General features: G+C 73.4%; 11 protein-coding genes. 10 read left to right on the top strand and 1 reads right to left on the bottom strand.

Features of this window, described 5'->3' with window-relative positions; all coding sequences use genetic code 11:
* The first annotated feature begins 44 nt into the window (after window positions 1-44).
* The 3 genes from I6G21_RS06920 (at window position 45) to I6G21_RS06910 (ending at window position 2,941) form a co-directional block, all read left to right on the top strand.
* Window positions 45-1,793 carry a phospho-sugar mutase gene (locus tag I6G21_RS06920; protein ID WP_055684371.1) on the top strand — a complete coding sequence of 583 codons (1,749 nt, stop codon included), beginning with the start codon at window positions 45-47 and terminating at the stop codon, window positions 1,791-1,793.
* 52 nt (window positions 1,794-1,845) lie between these two features.
* Complete coding sequence (deoC, locus tag I6G21_RS06915; protein WP_055684370.1) at window positions 1,846-2,502, top strand: deoxyribose-phosphate aldolase; 657 nt, start codon at window positions 1,846-1,848, stop codon at window positions 2,500-2,502.
* A gap of 121 nt (window positions 2,503-2,623) precedes the next feature.
* Window positions 2,624-2,941 (top strand): hypothetical protein, encoded by a 318-nt coding sequence (locus I6G21_RS06910; protein ID WP_055684369.1) that lies wholly within the window; start codon window positions 2,624-2,626, stop codon window positions 2,939-2,941.
* 160 nt (window positions 2,942-3,101) lie between these two features.
* On the opposite strand, the gene mfd is transcribed toward I6G21_RS06910, so the two are convergent.
* Window positions 3,102-6,731, bottom strand: a complete 3,630-nt coding sequence (gene mfd, locus I6G21_RS06905; RefSeq protein WP_129357857.1) for a transcription-repair coupling factor — start codon at window positions 6,729-6,731, stop codon at window positions 3,102-3,104.
* Window positions 6,732-7,095: 364 nt separating this feature from the next.
* On the opposite strand from mfd, the gene I6G21_RS06900 reads away from it, so the two are divergent.
* The 7 genes from I6G21_RS06900 to I6G21_RS06870 all read left to right on the top strand — a co-directional run bounded on the left by I6G21_RS06900 (window position 7,096) and on the right by I6G21_RS06870 (window position 16,793).
* Window positions 7,096-8,118: an LPXTG cell wall anchor domain-containing protein gene (locus I6G21_RS06900; protein WP_058731559.1), complete on the top strand. Its 1,023-nt coding sequence runs from the start codon at window positions 7,096-7,098 to the stop codon at window positions 8,116-8,118.
* Between the two features lie 180 nt (window positions 8,119-8,298).
* On the top strand, window positions 8,299-9,036 hold the full coding sequence (locus I6G21_RS06895; RefSeq protein WP_055684366.1) for a hypothetical protein: 738 nt from the start codon (window positions 8,299-8,301) through the stop codon (window positions 9,034-9,036).
* Window positions 9,037-9,133: 97 nt separating this feature from the next.
* Complete coding sequence (locus I6G21_RS06890; protein ID WP_055684365.1) at window positions 9,134-12,343, top strand: fibrinogen-like YCDxxxxGGGW domain-containing protein; 3,210 nt, start codon at window positions 9,134-9,136, stop codon at window positions 12,341-12,343.
* Entirely contained in the window at window positions 12,340-13,086 is a 747-nt protein-coding gene (locus I6G21_RS06885) for a CDP-alcohol phosphatidyltransferase family protein (protein WP_055684364.1), read from the top strand. Before I6G21_RS06890 ends, I6G21_RS06885 begins: the two co-directional genes overlap by 4 nt.
* Window positions 13,083-14,006 carry a glycosyltransferase family 2 protein gene (locus tag I6G21_RS06880; protein ID WP_055684363.1) on the top strand — a complete coding sequence of 308 codons (924 nt, stop codon included), beginning with the start codon at window positions 13,083-13,085 and terminating at the stop codon, window positions 14,004-14,006. Before I6G21_RS06885 ends, I6G21_RS06880 begins: the two co-directional genes overlap by 4 nt.
* A gap of 4 nt (window positions 14,007-14,010) precedes the next feature.
* Window positions 14,011-15,303: an O-antigen ligase family protein gene (locus tag I6G21_RS06875; RefSeq protein ID WP_165590092.1), complete on the top strand. Its 1,293-nt coding sequence runs from the start codon at window positions 14,011-14,013 to the stop codon at window positions 15,301-15,303.
* Window positions 15,300-16,793 (top strand): lipopolysaccharide biosynthesis protein, encoded by a 1,494-nt coding sequence (locus I6G21_RS06870; protein ID WP_055684362.1) that lies wholly within the window; start codon window positions 15,300-15,302, stop codon window positions 16,791-16,793. The genes I6G21_RS06875 and I6G21_RS06870 overlap by 4 nt, the downstream gene beginning before the upstream one ends.
* Window positions 16,794-16,804: the final 11 nt, after the last annotated feature.

Raw genomic sequence — 16,804 nt, 5'->3', positions numbered from 1 at the left:
GCACGAGCCACCCGCACACCGCCACCATCGAGGAGAGCACCGCCATGTCCGATCTCGCCGCCCTGACCGAGCAGGTCGAAGGCTGGGTGGAGTCCGATCCGGACCCGGAGACCCAGCGGGAGCTACTGGACCTGCTCTCCCGTGCCGAGGACGATCCCGCAGCCGCCCGGGAGCTGACCGAGCGCTTCTCCGGAACCCTGGGCTTCGGCACCGCGGGCCTGCGCGCGGCCCTGGGCGCCGGCCCGATGCGGATGAACCGCGTCGTCGTCGCGAAGGCCGCCCACGGGCTGGCCGCGTACCTGACCGGGCGGGCCGAAGAGGAGAGCTGGGGTGCGCCGCGCGCGGTCATCGGCTACGACGCCCGCCGCAAGTCCCAGGTCTTCGCCCGGGACACCGCCGCGATCTTCACGGCCGCGGAGATCGACGCGTACCTGCTGCCGCTGCCCCTGCCCACCCCGGTGCTGGCCTGGGCGCTGCGGCTGCTGAAGGCCGACGTCGGGGTCATGGTCACCGCCTCGCACAACCCGGCGCAGGACAACGGGTACAAGGTCTACCTCGGCGGGCACGCCGTGGACGCCGCCGGGGACGGAGCCCAGATCGTCCCGCCGTATGACGCCGAGATCGCCCGGTGCATCGAGGCGGCCCCCGATGCCGATCGGATCCCCCGGGCCGACGAGGGCTGGACGGTGCTGCCCGAGCGGATCGCGCGCGACTACGAGCACCAGGTCTGCGATCTGCTGCCGGGCTTCGCCCCCTCCCGCCGGGACCTGTCCGTGGTGCTGACCCCGATGCACGGGGTCGGCGGGGAGGTGGCCTCGATGGCCCTGTCCCGCTGCGGCTTCGACCAGCTGAGCGTGGTCCCGGAGCAGGCCCTGCCGGACCCGGCCTTCCCCACCGTCGCCTTCCCCAATCCGGAGGAGCCCGGGGCGATGGATCTGGCCCTGCGGCTGGCCGAGACCCGCGGGGCGGACCTGGTGATCGCCAACGACCCCGACGCGGATCGGGCCGCTTTCGCGATCCCCATCCCGGCCGACCGGGCGCAGGGGGTGGGGCGCATCAGCCCCGTCGCGCCGGACTGGCGGATCCTGCGCGGGGATGAGATCGGGGCGATCCTCGGGCAGGTCATGCTCGAGCGGATCCCGGCGGGTCAGGCCCAGTCCGCGGCCTTCGCCTCCTCGATCGTCTCCTCCCGGCTGCTCGGGGCGATGGCCGCGGCGCGCGGGGTGCGCCACGTGCAGACACTGACCGGCTTCAAGTGGATCTCCCGGGTGCCCGGGCTGGTGTACGGCTACGAGGAGGCGCTGGGCTACTGCGTGGCCCCGCAGCTGGCCCGGGACAAGGACGGCATCTCCGCGGCCCTGCTGCTGGCCGACTGCGCCGATCGGCTCAAGGGGCAGGGTCGGACCCTGCTGGACGTGCTGGATCGGCTGCACACCGAGCACGGGGTGCACGCCACGGACCAGCTCTCCGTGCGAGTCGCCCAGCTGGAGCTGATCCGGGAGATGATGCTGCGCCTGCGGGCGCAGACCCCGCGGCAGCTGGCAGGCTCCCCCGTGGTGGCCGTGGAGGACCTGCGGGACGGGCTGGCCGGCCTGCCGCCCACGGACGCGCTGCGGCTGCTGACCGGGGACGGCTCACGGGTGATCGTGCGGCCCTCCGGGACCGAGCCCAAGCTCAAGTGCTACCTGGAGACCGTGGAGCCGGTCTCCGGGGATCTCCCGGCCGCCCGCGCCCGGGCCGCCGAGCGTCTGGCCGCGGTGCGGGCGGATGTCGCCGCAGCCCTCGGGATATGATCTGGAACACAGGCCGTTGAGCATCCATCACCGCACAGAGACCGAGGACCCCATGGACACCGAACTCGCCGCCATCATCGACCACACCCTGCTCGCCCCGGATGCCTCCGCCGAGCAGGTGCGCCGCGTGTGCCAGGAGGCCATCGAGTACGGCTTCGCGGCCGTGTGCGTGAACCCCGTGTGGGTGCCGCTGGTCGCCGCGCAGCTGGCCGACGCCGCCCCCCGCACCTGCGCCGTCGTCGGCTTCCCCCTGGGCGCCAGCACCACGGCCTCGAAGGTCTTCGAGGCCCGCGAGGCCGTCGCGGAGGGGGCCCAGGAGATCGACATGGTCATCGACATCGCCACGGCGATCGCCGGGGACGAGACCGCGCTGACGGAGCAGATCCGCGCCGTGCACGAGGCCGTGGCCGAGGGCGGGGCGATCCTCAAAGTCATCATCGAGGCCTGCCTGCTCACCGACGAGCAGAAGACCCTGGCCTGCCGGGCCGCCGTGGCGGCCGGCGCGGAGTTCGTGAAGACCTCCACGGGCTTCTCCACCGGCGGGGCCACCGTCGAGGACGTGCGCCTGATGCGCGCCGCGGTCGGCCCCGACATCGGGGTCAAGGCCTCCGGCGGGATCCGCTCCCGCGTGGACGCCCTGGCCATGATCGGCGCGGGCGCGAACCGCATCGGCGCCTCCAAGGGCCCGGCCCTGGTCTCCGCGTCCTGACCTGCGCCCCGCCCCGGGGCCTCCCTATACTGGGGTCAGACGCATCACCCCGGTCTCGCGCGCACATCGCCATCCGATGCCGACGGCGGGACCCATCATCACGAGAAGGACGGAAGGCACCATGTCCAGCACCACCCACGCCGAGACCGGACGCACCGCGCAGACGGGGCAGCGCCGCGACGGCGCCACCCGGGTCCGCACCTACTCCGGTCAGGGGCACCTGGCCTCGAACATCCTGACCTTCATCCTGTGCTTCGCCTTGCTGTGCGGCTCCCTGGTGCTGTTCTCCTACTGGATCTCGGATCCCAAGGCCGGACCCGTGTTCGTCCTCGGTCTGGCCGCCTACGCGGTGACCTTCCTGATCCCGCTGTGGCTGCTCAACAGCGGCACCCGCAAGCACGCCGTGAGCGGGCGGGCCACCATGCAGGATCCCGCCTGATCCCAGCCCGACGCCGTCGCCTCGGCGCACGGCCGGGTGCGGCACCCGCGCGAAGGCCCCCTGACCGGATCCGGTCAGGGGGCCTTCGCGCACCCGGAGGAGCGGCGGACGAGCTCGCCGTCCGGGCGGGACGCGCGGGCGGCGAGCTCGCGCCGGGCGCTCAGGCGAGGATCGCGTCGATGAACTCCCGGACCCAGGCCAGGATCTGCCCGTCCACCAGATCCTTCCCGCCCACCGGCGCCGTCTTGGGCTTGGGCACCAGGATCTGCCGGATCTCGGTGCCCGGCACAGGCTTCACGAGCGCCCCCGGATACATCCTCTCCAGGCGCATCCGCCGGGAGTCCGGCAGGTCCACCGGGTGGAAGCGGATCTTGGAGCCCATGGTCATGATCTCGCTCAGGCCCGCGGCCCGGGCGCGGATGCGCAGCCGGGCGATGGCCAGCAGGTTCCGGGCCGGCTCCGGCAGCTCGCCGTAGCGGTCGGCCAGCTCCGCGGCCACCTCGTCCACGGCCTCGTCGGTCGCGGCCGCGGCGAGGTTGCGGTAGGCCTCCAGGCGCAGCCGCTCCCCCGGCACGTAGTCGTGGGGCAGGTGCGCGTCCACCGGCAGCTCGATCTTCATCTCCGCCGGGGCCGCCTCCTCCTTCTCCCCGCGGAAGTCGGCCACGGCCTCGCCCACCAGACGCAGGTAGAGGTCGAAGCCGACCCCGGCGATGTGCCCAGACTGCTCCCCGCCGAGCAGGTTCCCGGCCCCGCGGATCTCCAGGTCCTTCATGGCCAGCTGCATCCCGGCGCCGAGCTCATTGTGGGCGGCCACGGCCTTCAGCCGCTCCAGGGCCACCTCCCCCAGCGGCTTCTCCGGCGGGTAGAGGAAGTAGGCGTAGGCCCGCTCCCGGCCGCGTCCCACGCGCCCGCGCAGCTGGTGCAGCTGGGACAGCCCGTAGTGGTCGGCCCGATCCACGATCAGCGTGTTGGCGTTGGAGATGTCCAGGCCGGTCTCCACGATGGTGGTGCACACCAGCACGTCGAAGCGCTTCTCCCAGAAGTCCACGATGATCTGCTCCAGCCGCGCCTCGCTCATCTGCCCGTGGGCGACGGCGATGCGCGCCTCCGGGACCAGTCGCTGCAGGTCCGCGGCGGTGCGGTCGATCGAGGAGACCCGGTTGTGCACGAAGAACACCTGGCCCTCGCGCATCAGCTCCCGGCGGATCGCGGCGGCCACCTGCTGGTCCGTGCTGGGCCCGACGAAGGTGAGCACCGGGTGGCGCTCCTCCGGCGGCGTCGCCAGGGTGGAGGTCTCCCGGATCCCGGTCAGGGACATCTCCAGAGTGCGCGGGATGGGGGTCGCGGACATCGCCAGCACGTCCACGTTGGTGCGCAGGGTCTTCAGCTTCTCCTTGTGCTCGACGCCGAAGCGCTGCTCCTCGTCGATGATCACCAGGCCCAGGTCCTTGAACTTCACGGCCTGGGAGAGCAGCCGGTGGGTGCCGATGACGACGTCCACGGAGCCGTCGGCGATCCCGGCCTCCACGGCCTGGGACTCCTTGGGCGTCTGGAACCGGGACAAGGTCGCCACCCGCACTGGGAAACCGGAGAACCGCTCGGTGAAGGTCTCGGTGTGCTGCTGGGCCAGCAGGGTCGTGGGCACCAGGATTGCGACCTGCTTGCCGTCCTGCACGGCCTTGAACGCGGCGCGCACGGACACCTCGGTCTTGCCGTAGCCGACGTCCCCGGAGATCAGCCGGTCCATCGGCGTCTCCTTCTCCATGTCCGCCTTGACCTCGTTGATCGTGGTCAGCTGATCCGGGGTCTCGATGTAGGGGAAGGCGTCCTCCAGCTCCCGCTGCCAGGGGGTGTCCGGGGCGAAGGCATGCCCGCGGGAGGCCATGCGCGCGGAGTACAGGCGGATCAGGTCCGCGGCGATCTCCTTGACGGCCCTGCGCGCCCGGGACTTGGTCTTGGCCCAGTCCGAGCCGCCCATCTTGGACAGGGTCGGGGCGTCCCCGCCGACGTAGTTGGTGACCTGGTCCAGCTGGTCCGTGGGCACGAACAATCGGTCCTTCGGGGCCCCGCGCTTGGCCGCGGCATACTCCAGGACCAGGTACTCCTTCATCGGCTTGGGCTGACCGGGCTTGACCATGGCCCCGGCGATGGGCCGCTGGATCAGCTCGACGAAGCGGCCGATGCCGTGCTGCTCGTGCACCACGTAGTCCCCGGCCTTCAGGGCCAGCGGGTCCACGGCGTTGCGACGGCGCTTGGCCGGCAGCTTGCGCATGTCCCTGGTGGTGTACGGGCTGGCCCGCCCGAGCACGTCCGCCTCGGTGAGGAAGGCGATCTTCGCCTCCTCGAGCACGAAGCCGGTGCCGTGGGCGGCGGTGGTCAGGGCGATGACCCCGGGAGCCGGAGGTTCGGTGAGGTCCTCGTGGATCGCGGCGGGCAGGTCGGCCTCCCGGAACAGCTCGGCCAGGCGCTTCAGCGGTCCGGGGCCCTCGGTCACCGCGACCACCTGCCACTGCTCGCGCACGTGCTGGGCGACGACGTCGAGCAGGGCCTGCACGTCCCCGGCGAAGGTCAGGGGTGCGCGCACCGCGATGGTGAGGGTGTCGGCGTCGTCCTCGATGGCCTCGTCCACGCCCAGGCTCGTGATGGCCCACCAGCCGATCCCGGCCTCCAGGGCCTGGGCCCGGGCCTCGGCGACGTCCATGAAGGAGCCCGCGGCCAGGCCCGTCTCCTGCAGGTCGATGGGCGCGGCCTGCCCGTCGGAGGCCTGCTCCCATGCGGCCAGCAGGAACTCCTGATTGGTGGCCACCAGATCCGCGGCGCGGGTGCGGATCCGCTCCGGCTCGCACAGCACCGCCAGGGAGCCGGCCGGCAGGGAGGCGACGAGGGTGGTCATGGCGTCCACCAGCAGCGGCGCGAGGGACTCCATGCCCTCCACGTAGATGCCGCCGGCGATCCGCTCGAGCATGGACTCCTCGCCCGGCAGGGAGTCCTTCAGCTTCGCGGCCCGGGACATCACGGCCGGGGTGATGAGGATCTCCCGGCACGGCGGGGCGATCAGCTCCTGCGGGTCCCGCCCGTGCTGGGGGGTGAAGGTGCGCTGATCCGCAACGGCGAACCACCGCATCTGCTCGACCTCATCCCCGAAGAACTCGATGCGCACCGGGTGGTCCTCCACCGGGGAGAACACGTCCAGGATGCCCCCGCGCACCGCGAACTCCCCGCGGCGGGTCACCAGATCCACCCGGGAGTAGGCGGCATCGGACAGGGCCTGCACGGTCTGCTCGAAGTCCCGCTCCTCCCCCACGGCCAGGCGCACCGGGCGCATCGCGTCCAGGGAGGCGGCGATCGGCTGGAGCACGGAGCGGATGGGGGCGATGACCACCCGCGTGCCATCCCGCTCCTCGGCCAGCCGGCGCAGCACGGCCAGGCGCTGGCCCACGGTGTCCGAGCGCGGGGAGAGCCGCTCGTGCGGCAGGGTCTCCCACGCAGGGAAGCGAGTCACGGCCTCCTCCGGCAGGTAGGAGCCCAGGACCGCTTCCAGGTCCTCGGCCTCCCGGTCCGTGGCGGTCACGGCCAGCACGACGGGCGCGTGTCCGTCCGCGCGCCCGCTGGCGGCGTCCGCGGCGGCCAGGCCGTCCGAGATCTGCGCGACCAGCGGGGCGCGCAGCCCCTCGGCGGCGCCGATGACCGTCTCCGCGGAGCGCTGCGCGGCGGGCACGGAGGCCTGGCGCAGCACGTTGGCGAAGGTGGACTCCTGGGACAGCGCGGTGCGCAGACCGGTCAGGCTCATGGTGTCGGAATCCTCACGAGGGCGGGCGAGCGGAAACGGGGAACCTCACCAGGCTAGTCCCCGTCCCGCGGCGCGGGAACGGGATTGCTCGCCCGGCGAACGGCGGGACGGGCGGCGCCCGGGCGGGCGCAGCCGTGATCGGATGCACGTCCCAGGGGTGGCGTCTGCCGGTTTGGAGTAGCATCATGGGCACTGGAACAACTGAATACTGCGGTGCCCGCGAGCTCGGGGGAGCTCAGGGCGCCGTCTGTCGCATCATCTAGGGGGAAGAATGCGCAGGAGCATCATCGCTCAGCACCCGTCGACGCCGTCTGCGTCGGCTCATCCACATCTCACCGCCGCCCCGCGGGGCGGGTCCGCCCGCGTGCGGGGACGCGCCCGGGCGGCGCTGCCGCTGTGCGCCGGGCTGGCGCTGGCCGGCCTCGTCGTCGGTCCGGCTCAGGCGGATCAGGACGCCGCGGCCCCGGCCGCGCAGTTCGCGCCCAGCACGCCGAGCAAGCACATGCGCCAGGACGGCGCCCGCGTGCTGTCCACCGTGGACCTGCCCGGCCCGCTCACCGACCTGCGCCTGGGCGACTCGCCGCTGGACGCCCAGCTGGACTGCTCCAGCCTCACCGTGCAGCAGGGCGCCAGCTCACAGGGACGGCTGCCGGAGGCCTGGAGCACGGTGCAGCCCTCCGCGGTGGACTGCCGGGACTCCGGGTTCGTCCTGGGCCTGCCGGACGTTCCCGAAGGGCAGGTGCTGCGCATCACCTACAGCGCCACCCACGCCCCCGGGGCCACCGAGGCCCTGAACCGCTACGAGGTGAGCAGCCGGGAGGCCAGCGGCGCCTACACCGCGACCCTGGCGCTGACGGCGCCGGACAGCGTGCCCGGACCCAGCGCCAGCCCCTCCCCGTCGGCCACCACCCCGACCGGCCCGCAGCCCACGCCCTCGGCGACGGCCACCCCGTCCCCGAGCGCCTCCGCCACTCCGTCGCCCCGTGCCACGCCCTCCGCGTCGAGCACGCCGTCGGAGGCGGCCACGCCCTCCGGCGCGAGCACGCCCTCGCCCTCGGCCAGCACCTCCGCCGTGCCCTCCGCTCCGGTCACCCCGGAGGCCGGGGGCTCGAGCACGCCCTCGGCCTCCACCAGCACGGCCGCGGCCCCGGCGCCCACCTCCGCCGGCCCCGGGGATCGCATCCCGACCCTCGGCGAGCAGGCCCAGCCCGCGGCCGGCACGACCGCGGAGCAGCCGACGTCGAGCACCGCGTCGTCCGGTGAGCGGCTGGCCTCCACCGGCGCCGCCGTCACCGGCTGGAGTATCCTCGGCGTCGGCCTCCTGGCCCTGGGCGGGGCCCTCCTGGTCCTCGCCCGCCGGCGTCGGCTGAACCGCCGGGACGCCTGAGGCCGTCCTCCGGACGCGGCGGCGGGCGGGGCCCGCCGCCGCACCCGGACTCGGGCCTCCGCCGGGAGCCCGCCGGTCATCGCCGGCATCACCGCTCGCGCACCGGGCGCCCCTCCCTGCCGCACGACCGGCCGGGAGCCGGCCATCGCATCACATCGCACGTCTTCTCAGGGGGAATCCATGACGGAGCACCACCATCCCGTCGCCCGCACCCGCCGGATCGCGGTCGGGGTCCTGATCCTGGCCCTGGTCCTCGGGTTCGGTCTCTGGTGGGCGCTGGCCCGCACCGGAGCGGACCACGAGGCCGGCGACGCCGAGGCATCGGAGACGGCCGCGGCCTCCGCGGATCCCTCCCACCCGTCCGCGCAGGCTTCGGCCTCCCCGCAGCCCTCGGCCCCGGCCACCGCGATCGCCGATCCCGAGGCCCCCAAGGACAGCTTCACCGACGCCCCCGCCCCGCAGGACGCCGAACCCCAGGCCCTGGACGCCGCCCTGGCCGCCCAGGAGAAGGCCGCCGGGAAGCAGGCCCAGGAGACCGAGGACTCCGCGGACGCTGGGGAAGCGGACCCGGAGGAATCCGCGCCCGGCGCGCAGGAGCTGGCCCAGCACCTCAGCGGGTCCGCCCTGGAGGAGGCCCTCGCGGAGCTCAGTGAGGCGCGGGCCAACGGCTGGCGCATCGAGGGGCGGCCCCGCGTGGTCGGGCAGCCCCGGATGCGCACCCTCGAGCACGACGGCGCCCCCGCCCGCCAGCTGGCCGTCTGCCTGGACTCCAGCGACGTGAAGGTCCTGGACCAGGCCGGCAAGACGCTGGGCACCGGCTCCGGACCGGAGCGGGTCCTGAATCTCTACACCCTCGTCCAGCAGGACGGCACCTGGATGGTCGCCGAACACGCCCTGCCAGCGGACACCGCCTGCTGAGCCGAAGCCCGGCCACCGCGCTCGGGCCCCGGGCCCGCCGGCCCGGCCCCCACGTTGCACACCCATCACACACCACCTCACCCGAAACGAGGCCCCCATGTCCCGACTCCTCTCCGGCCGCCGCCGGAACCACCCGGCCGAGTCCTCCTCGGCCCCGGGCCGCCGCCTGCGCCTGAGCGCCGCCGGAGCCCTCGCCCTGCTGGTGGCCCTGCCCCTGGGCGCCGCCCCGGCCACCGCCGCCCCGTCCGAGGCGGATGGCCGTTCCCAGGAGACCGCCGCGGCCTCCTGCTGGGAAATCAAGCAGAACGACCCCTCCGCGAAGTCCGGGACCTACTGGCTGTGGACCCCGCAGCTGCCGCAGCCGCAGCAGTTCCACTGCGACCAGGAGACCGACGGCGGCGGCTGGGTCATGATCGGGCGCGGCCGCGAGAACTGGAAGGAGACCTACGCCGGCACCGGCTCCGCCCAGGACATCGCGGACACCCCGGACGGCACCGGCGCCTTCTCCACCGCCCAGCTGCCCTCCACCACCGTGGACGCCCTGCTGAACGGGCAGGCCCCCACCGAGCTGTCCGACGGCATCCGCCTGCGGCGGGCCCTGGACACCTCCGGCAGCCAGTGGCAGGAGGTGCGGATGCAGCGCAAGTACTCCCCGCGCTGGACCTGGACCTTCCGCTCCCAGACCCCCCTGACCTCCTTCTCCTTCGACAACCCCTCCTCCGGCAGCTCCTGCAGCTGGTGGCAGATCTTCTGCGGCAGCGGCTCCTCGTACGGCTCCGACTACTCCACCTCGCGCCCCACCGCGGATCAGACCACCGAGTACTTCGGCCAGCCCGGCAACCGCGCCTACAACCGGGTGCTCTTCCGGGAGTCCAAGGACCAGGGCTACGTGACCGGCTTCGGCTACGACCGTAGCGTGCGCCCCGGATCCGTCTCCTCCGGCGTCGGGCAGAACCCGTCCTCCTACCTCTGGTCCGAGACCAACGGCTGGGCCCAGCCCTTCACCCAGATGTACCTGCGCCCCAAGGTGCGCAGCAGCGACCTCGCCGGTCTGCAGACCGCCGAGAACGGCTCCTACACGGCCTCGGACCGCCGCGAGCTGCCCAACAGCGGCGCGGAGAAGACCTCCTGGGGCGCCACCGGCTACGCCAACGGCACCCGCACGGAGATGAACACCCAGGTCCAGGCCTTCGCCGAGGTGGACGGCACCGTCTTCGTGGGCGGGAACTTCGCCAAGCTCAACCGCGGATCCGATGCCGGCGAGAGCTTCGACCAGTCCTACCTGGCTGGTCTGGACCGGGACACCACCGCTCCCCGGCAGGAGTTCCGCCCCCGCCTGGACGGGCAGGTCAAGGCCATGGCCGTCGTGGACGGCAAGCTCGCCATCGGCGGGGAGTTCACCCACGTGAACGGCGAGGACCGTCCGGGCTTCGCCGTGCTGGACCCGCGCACCGGAGCGCTGGATCCCGCCTGGTCGGACGTGCGCCTGGAGAACCGCACCAAGACCGGCGTGGTGCAGGTCAAGGCGATGGACGTGCGCGAGGGCTCCCTGTACCTGGCCGGCGCGTTCACCCACACCACCGGACCGGACACCCCAGCCGTCTGGGCGCGCAACGCGGTGCGCATCGGCATCGCCGACCGGAAGCCGGACCGGAACTGGAACCCCAACTTCAACGGCACGGTCAACGGCATCGGCGCCAGCACGGACGGCGAGCGCGTCTACGCCGCCGGGTACTTCAGCCGCTCCAAGGACAGCTCCGCCTTCCGCCTGGCCGCCGTGAACGCCTCGGACGCCGTGCAGCCCCGGGAGTGGAACTACAAGCCCAGCTACACCCCGGCCTCCCCGGATCAGGTCATGTGGGGCTTCCAGTTCGACGTCCAGGACACCGATGAGGGCCAGGTCTGGGTCGGCGGCACCGAGCACATGCTGCACCGCTACGACTCCCGGACCCTGCAGCGCACCGGCTCCAACATCACCCGCGACGGCGGGGACTTCCAGTCCCTGTCCTCCTCCGGGCGCACCCTGTACGGCTCCTGCCACTGCGGGGATTGGACCTACCAGGGCGCCCAGTACCACTCGCAGAACGACTCCGCCTGGGATGTGGCCGATGAGATCAGCCTGATCGGCGCCTGGGATGAGCAGACCGGGAGCTACCTGCCCGAGTTCAACCCGGATCTGAAGGGCCCCGGCGGCTGGGGCGTGTGGTCCAGCTTCACCGACTCCCGCGGGGTCCTGTGGGCCGGGGGCAGCCTGGATCGCTCCGTGTCCGTGTCCGGCTCCTCTCAGTGGAGCGGCGGATTCGTCCGCTTCGCCCCCCGGGATGTGCAGCCGCCGGCCGTGCCGCAGTCCGTGGCCGTGACCGCCGGTGAGCGCGACGCCGTCACCTGGGCCCCCGTGGCCGAGAAGAACGTCACCTACCAGGTCCTGCGCGACGGCAGGGTGATCGGCTCCACCCGGGAGAACCGCCTGGAGGTCTCGCATCGAGACGGCGCCCGGTACGCGGTGCGAGCCATGGACTCGGCCCAGAACCACTCGGCCACCCTGGTTCCCGTCGCCGCCGGGCAGAAGCCGGAGGAGGAGCAGGCCCCGCAGACCCCGGAGCCCACGCCCACCCCCGAGGAGCAGACCTCCGCCTCCCCGGAGGAGCAGCCCAGCCCCTCGGCCTCCGAGCAGGCCTCCGCCGAGCCCGAGCCGAGCGCCTCCGCCTCCCCCGAGGAGCAGACCACGGCCGAGCCCACCCCCTCCGCCACCGAGCAGCCGCGGGAGACCGCGCTGGTCGAGGAGTCCGACGAGTGGGAGTACCGCCAGGCCGAGACCGCCTCGGATCCCTCCTGGAACACCGATGATCCCGCGCAGGAGGACGGGTGGCACCGGGGCACCGCTCCCCTGGGCTGGGGCTCGAAGGATCTGGGCACCACCCTGGAGCGCGCCGCCTCCAAGCCGCTGACCACCTACTACCGCAAGACCGTCCGGCTGGAGAAGGGCCACGGGGATCTCCGGCTGCGGACCTGGGCCGATGACGGCCTGCTGCTCACGGTCAACGGCAAGGAGGTGCGCCGGGAGAACCTGCCCGACGGGAAGATCACCCTGAGCTCCTATGCCACCGCCGCTCCCCGCACGGGCGCGGCCCGAAAGAGCCCGATCACCGTGACCATCCCCGCCGAGGATCTGCCGGAGGAGGGGGAGATCGTGCTGGGCGCCGAAGTCCACGCCAACTACCGCTCCACCCCGGATTCCAGCTTCGGCCTGACCGCCGCGCTCCTCGCGCCCGCGGGTGCCGCCGAGGATCAGGAGGACGCCCGATGAGCCGCTCCCAGACCGACCGTCCCGGCTTCGCCGAGACCCTCCGAGCCCTCAACGGCGCCCAGAAGCCCGGGCACGGCGTGCCCGCCTACACCCGGTGGGTCAACCGCCGGGCGGCCCGGGTCTTCGCGGCCGGCGCCGTGGCGCTGGGGATCGGCCCCAACGGGGTCACCGCGGTCTCCGCTCTGCTGTCCGCCGGGGCCATCGCGGTGCTGCTGCTGGCCGATCCCACGGTGCTCACCGCCGTGATCGCGGCCCTGCTGTTCGCCCTGGGATACGCGATGGACTCCGCCGACGGCCAGGTGGCTCGGGTCACCGGGGCCTCCTCGCCCGGCGGGGAGTGGCTGGACCACGTCGTGGACTCCGTGCGCGTGCCCGCCATCCACCTGACGGTGGCCGTCGGGTTCCTGCGCCACCCCGAGCACTTCCCCGGCCACGGCTGGGGCTCGGCCTGGATGCCGCTGCTGTTCTGCGTGGTGGCGGTGGGCCACTTCATGAGTCAGATCCTCGCCGAGCAGCTGCGGCGCACCCGCCGCACCGCCGCGCCCTCCTCGGGCGGGACGCTGCGCTCCTTCCTGAACCTGCACATGGACGCGGGCACGCTGTGCTGGATCTTCCTCCTGTGGGGCTTCGGCACCGTGTTCGTCATCGCCTACGGCCTGCTGCTGGCCGCGACCGTCCTGACCGTGGCCGTGTCCATGCGCCGCAAGTACCAGTCCCTGAACACCCCGGGAGATCCCTCATGAGCAACCTGCCCCGCGTCACCGCGGTGATCGCCACCATCGGACGTCCGGAGCTGCTGCGCCGGGCCGTGCGCTCCCTGCTCGCCCAGGACTACCCGGGGGAGGTCGAGGTGATCGTCTCCTACGACCACATCGCCATCGACCCCCTCGAGGACGTGGCGGTGCCCGCCGGGCGCACCCTGCGCACCGTCGCCAACCAGCACCGCCAGGGGCTGGCCGGCGGACGCAACACCGGGGCGCAGCTGGGCACCGGGGAGCTGATCGGGTTCTGCGACGATGACGACGAGTGGCTGCCCGGCAAGCTCGACGCGCAGGTGCGGCTGTGGCGCGAGCACCCGGAGGCCGCGGCCGTGTCCTGCTCGGTGCTGCTGCGCAGCGACGGACGGGACCATCGGATGCTCGCCCCCGCCCGCGCCGAGTTCGAGGACCTGCTGCGGGACCGGGTGGCGGCCCTGCACTCCACCTCCACCATCTACCGGCGGGAGGACCTGCTGCCCGGCGGGGCCATCGGCCCCTTCGACGAGGAGCTGCCCGCCTCCTACGGGGAGGACTACGACTTCCTGCTGCGCACGGCCCGCACCGGCCCCATCCTCAGCGTCACCGCTCCCCTGGTGCGGGTCCTGTGGGATCGTCCCTCCTTCTTCGCCCGCCGCTGGGAGAACATGGCCGCCGGTCTGACGTACCTGCTGCGCAAGTTCCCGGAGTTCGAGTCCAGCCCGCGCGGGCTGGCCCGCATCGCCGGGCAGGTGGCGTTCTGCCACGCCGCCGCCGGACACCGCGGCCGGGCGCGCACCTGGGCGCGGGCGGCCCTGCGCCGGGATCCCCGCCAGCTGCGCGCTTGGGCCGCCCTGGTGGTGGCCGCCGGCGTCATCTCCGGGGAGACCCTGGTGCGGTGGGTGGAGAAGACCGGGAAGGGGCTGTGACCCCTTGACCGCATCCGCCGCCGTGCGCCCCGCCGCCGAGGCCTCCGCTGCCCGCCCCCGTCCTGCCGCCGGCGGGCGGGCCCTGCCGGCGTGGCCGCTGCTGGGTCTGATCTGGGGCTACCCGGTCCTGTGGGCGCTGGGGCTGTCCCAGTTCGCCCCCACGGTCCTGTGCCTGCTCATGCTCGCGCTGCTCCTGCTGCGCGGGCACCTGCGGGTGCTGCCCGGTCTGTGGGCCTGGGGGGCGCTGCTGCTGTGGATGCTGGGCTCGACGGCGATGCTCGGCTCGGCCACGGACCTGATCGGCTGGGGCATGCGCTTCACCGTCGTGCTCAACGCCGGGATCTGCGCGCTGTACTACGCCAACGCCCGCGAGACCCTCGGCCCGGATGCGGTGCTGCGTGCCCTGTCCGGGCTCTGGGCGGCCTGCGTGCTGCTGGGCTGCCTGGGCCTGGCCTTCCCCGAGGCGCGCCTGAGCACCCCGATGGGCGCCATCATGCCCGGCGGGCTGATGTCCAACGACCTCGTGCACGACTACGTCGCTCCCCGCCTGACCGAGACCCAGCAGCCGTGGGGCGCTCCGGCCCCCTACATCCGCCCCTCCGCACCGTTCGTCTACGCCAACAGCTGGGGACTGGCCTACGCCCTGCTCACCCCGGTGGTGGTGGCCCGCCTGCTGCGCGGGGCGCGGCTGCGCGTGGTCCTCTGGTACGCGGGCCTCGGCGCGCTGTCCGTGATCCCGGCCCTGGCCTCCAGCAACCGGGGCATGTTCCTCGGGCTGGGTCTGTGCGTGCTGACCGTCTGGATCCGGGCCGGACTGCGCGGCCGGTGGGCCGCGGTGGCCGCGGGCGGGCTGGGGCTGCTGGCCGCCGGCATCGCCCTGTTCGCCTCCGGCGCCGCGGGCTCCGTGCTCGCCCGCCAGGAGTACAGCGACTCCACGGGCGGGCGCAGCGCCCTGTACCGGGCTACTTGGGAGCGCTCCCTGGAATCTCCCCTCCTGGGCCACGGCACCACCCAGATGGAGCCCTCCGTCGGCGTCTCCCTGGGCACCCAGGGCTACCTCTGGACACTCCTGTTCTGCTACGGGTTCGTCGCCGCGGCCCTGTTCCTGTGGTTCCTGCTGGGCGCGGTGCTGCGCTGGGCGCGGCCCGTGGGCACCAGCGGCCTCTGGCTGCACGCCGTGCTGGTCTCCTGCTGCCTGATGTTCGTCTTCTACTCCTTCGACACCATGCAGATGATCACCCTGCTGCTCCTCACTGCCCTGCTGGGCCGCGCCCGTCTGGACAGTGATCCGCTGTGAGCACCCGCCGTCCCTCCCTCGCCCGCTCCGGGGCCCTGTCCTCGGTGTTCGTCCTGTACGGGGCCGCCGCGGCCTTCGCCGCCTCGCTGATCGTCTCCAACGCGATCGGCGAGCGCGGGGCCGGCAGCTTCTTCAACATCATGGCCCTGTTCACCATCGCCACCTCCTTCAGCGTCTTCGGCGCGGACACCGGCCTGGTGCGCACGGTCTCCGCCCAGACGGCTCGCCCCGGCGGCACCCCGGTGCGCGATCTCGTGCGCTTCGCCGCCGGGCCCGTCCTGCTGCTGTCCGCGCTCACCGGTCTGGCCGGGGTGGCGTGGAGCCTGCTGGCCCCCGACGCCGGGGAGGCCACCCGCACCGCGGTGCGCATCGCCGCGCCCTTCCTCGTGCTGGCCGCGGCCATGACCCTGGTCTTCGGCGTCCTGCGCGGGGACCAGCAGGTGGTGCGCTTCACCGCCCTGCAGAACGGACTGCTGCCCACCCTGCGCGTGGGCGCCGTGGGGGCGGCCGTCCTGCTGGGCGGGTCCATGGGGCTGCTGGCCGCGGCCTGGACGGTGCCCGTGCTCGTGGTGCTGGCCGTGGGCCTGCCCCCGGTGCTGGGAATCCTGCGCCGGGACGACGCCCGCCACCAGCCCGGGGTCCCGGCCTCCGAGCACCGGGAGACCCGAGCCTCCTTCTGGAGCTTCAGCTCCGCCCGAGGGGTGGCCGCCCTGGTGGAGGCCGTCCTCGAATGGGTGGACGTGATCGTGGTCGGGGCGGTGATGGGCCTGGCCGCCTCCGGGATCTACGGGGCGGTGAACCGGTGCGTGCGCGTGGGAGTCATGGTCGAGCACACCGCGCGCGTGGTCACCGGACCGGCCATCAGCGCCGCCCTGGCCTCCGACGCCCTGGAGCGGGCCCGCCGGATCTTCGTGGACACCACGCGGGCCCTCGTGATGCTCGCCTGGCCGTTCTACCTGACGCTCATGCTCTTCGGCCCCGGGATCCTCGGGATCTTCGGTGCCGGCTTCCCCCTGGGCGCCCAGGCTCTGGTGATCATCTGCCCGGCCATGATGCTGGCGATGTCCGCCGGCGGCGTGCAGTCCGTGCTGCTGATGGCCGGGCGCTCCCGGTGGCAGCTGTACAACAAGCTCTCCTCGCTGGCCGCGGCCGTGGCGCTGAACCTGACGCTGGTCCCCCTGTGGGGGCTGCGCGGGGCGGCTACGGCCTGGGCCGCCGCCGTGCTGATCGACTGCGGTCTGGCCGCCGAGCAGGTGCACCGGCGCCTCGGCATCCGCGCCCGGCCCGCCGAGCTGCTGCCCGCCGCCGGCCTCGCCCTGGGGGTGGTGGGCCTGGGCGGGCTGCTGGTCCGCCTGCTGCTCGGCCCCGGCCTGGTGGGGCTGCTCGTGCACGCCGTCGCCGTGTGCGGGGCGTACCTGGCGCTGCTGTGGATCCTGCGCCGCCCCCTCGGCCTGGAGGCCTTCCTCTCCGCCCGCCGACGCACCGGATGAGCCGAATGCCG

The sequence above is a fragment of the Rothia kristinae genome (assembly GCF_016028855.1).
Classification (GTDB): Bacteria; Actinomycetota; Actinomycetes; order Actinomycetales; family Micrococcaceae; genus Rothia; species Rothia kristinae.
The sequence above is the reverse complement of the archived record's forward strand: the minus strand, read 5'-3'. Positions and strand labels throughout refer to the sequence as shown.